We start from the raw sequence: 2132 nt of genomic DNA on the forward strand, positions 1-2132 counted from the left end.
CGATCACCCGGCCCCACCGACGTCCCCGCCACCTGCTCCGCCCGCAGCACCCGACCATGCGCCACCCGCACCCGCGCCGTCGCCCCGTCCAACCCCTCCAGCACAGCCGAGCGCACCGCAGGCGACCACCCCGCCGCCCGCTCGGACAACGCCAGCACCACCGCCACCGCAGCACCCAACGCCTCCACAGCACCAACGATCTCGTCCGGACCGCCACGGGCAGCACCAGCACCGGCCGCAGCCGGTCGCGCCTCGCCTCGCGGGTCATCGAACATGCGTATCAATCTACCCGAAACGGACACCGAGGGTCAACCCAAAAAGAGCACCTGATCTGCGAAAACACTCTGTGGACGGCATCGCCGAATCAGGTGCCTGTGGACGGTTCGACCAGGCGGCAAGACACAAGAAACGGGCCCTACCCCTTCGCCTCCGCATACGACTCCACGCTCGCCACCGTCAGCGGGAAGTCCACCGGGAACTCCCCGAACAGCAGCCGCCCCGCCACCGCAGCGGCCGCGCGGACGGCCTCCGCCACCGCATCGGCCATAGCCGCCGGCGTGTGCACCACGAGCTCGTCGTGCAGGAAGTACACGAGGTGCGGCCGCCCCGCGAAAGGGGCGGCGGCCGAGCCGGGTGCAGCAGAAGCACCCATCGCCCACAGCCGCCGCCGCAGGTCCGCGATCCAGCACAGCGCCCATTCCGCCGCGGTCCCCTGCACGACGAAGTTCCGCGTGAACCGCCCCCACGCCCGCGTCTGCGCCCGGGCACGCGACTCCGCCGCGGAACCCGCGTCGACGTCCAACGCCGACGACTGCAGCTCCGACCACGCGGCACCGGGCCGCGGCGACGACCGCCCCAGCAGCGTGCTCACCACCTCGCCCCGCTCGCCCGCGCGCGCGGCCGCCTCGACGAGGCCGAGCGCCGAAGGGAACGCACGCGCCAGCCGAGGCAGCACCGCCGCACTCGCTCCCGTGGTCCCGCCGTACAGCGCGCCCAGCATCCCGACCTTCGCGAGCTCGCGCGTCTCGACGACCCCGGCGTCGACGATGCCCGCGTACAGGTCGCGCCCGCGCCCGGCCTCGGCCATCCGCTCGTCGCGCGCGAGGCCCGCCAGCACACGGGGCTCGAGCTGCGCGGCGTCGGCGACGACGAGCCGCCACCCCTCGTCGGCCCGCACCGCGGACCGGACCTGCTTGGGGATCTGCAGCGCGCCGCCGCCCGACGACCCCCACCGCCCGGTCACGACCCCGCCGACGACGTACTCGGGCCGGAACCGCCCGTCGGGCACCCACCGGTCGAGCCACGCCCACCCGTTGGCGCTGTGCAGGCGAGACAGCTTCTTGTACGCGAGCAGCGGCTCGACCGCGGGATGGTCGAGGCCCTGCAGCTCCCACCTGCTGGTCGAGCGGACCGCGAGACCGTTGCGTCGCAGCTCGCGCAGGACGTCCGGCAGGGAGTCGGGGTTGAGGCGCGGCGCGTCGAGCGCCGAGCGGACCTGTGCGGCGAGCTCGGCCATGCGTGCGGGGCGCGCGTCGCCGGCCGGTCGGGGTCCGAGCTGGGCGGTGAGCACCTCGTCGTGCACCGCCCGGTCCCAGGGCATGCCGGCGTGCCGCATCTCGGCGGCCGCGAGCGCGCCCGCGGACTCTGCGACGAGCAGCAGGCGCAGCCGCGCGGGCTGGGCGGATCCGACGACCGCGTCGTCCTGCGCCGCGAGCTCGGACTCGCACTCGTCCAGCGAGGGTTGCGGCGCCGACGGCGCGACCTCGAAGAGGGAGTCCGCGACGGGCTCGTCGGGCGCGACCGGTGGCCCGTCGAAAAGCGCCGACGCAGCGGCCGACGACAGCGCGGATCCCCCGGCGACCGCAGCCGACCCCCGCAGCACGCGGTGCGCGAGCCGCAGGTCGAGGCACCGCTCGACGCGCACACCGTCGGCGAGCAGCCGCGGGTACCACCGCCACGTGTCGTCCCACACCCAGCGCACGGGCGTCTCCCCGTCGAACGCCCGTGACCCGACCGCTCCCACGACGACCTCGGCCCCCGCACCCCCGGAGGCGTCACGGCGCGCACCGGAGCCGGCGGGCGGACCGCCCCCTCCGGGCGCCACGAGCATCAGCACCCCCACACCCTCCCCC

Annotated in this window: 2 protein-coding genes; both read right to left on the reverse strand. The window is 75.3% G+C overall.

The window, feature by feature from the left end; translation table 11 throughout:
• Positions 1-275 (reverse strand): hypothetical protein (locus tag AW16_RS18855; protein ID WP_231496090.1); only part of this gene is annotated, 275 nt, incomplete at its 3' end.
• A 140-nt stretch (positions 276-415) separates the two neighbouring features.
• Positions 416-2110 carry a bifunctional 3'-5' exonuclease/DNA polymerase gene (locus AW16_RS0116600; protein ID WP_081861758.1) on the reverse strand — a complete coding sequence of 565 codons (1695 nt, stop codon included), beginning with the start codon at positions 2108-2110 and terminating at the stop codon, positions 416-418.
• Positions 2111-2132: the final 22 nt, after the last annotated feature.

Source organism: Cellulomonas sp. HZM (genome assembly GCF_000708885.1).
In the GTDB taxonomy this organism is placed as follows: Bacteria; Actinomycetota; Actinomycetes; order Actinomycetales; family Cellulomonadaceae; genus Cellulomonas.

Bases quoted from the DNA above. Each gene is read 5' to 3' on its own strand.
- AW16_RS0116600 (WP_081861758.1), bottom strand. From the start codon at position 2,110: ATGCTCGTGGCGCCCGGAGGGGGCGGTCCGCCCGCCGGCTCCGGTGCG.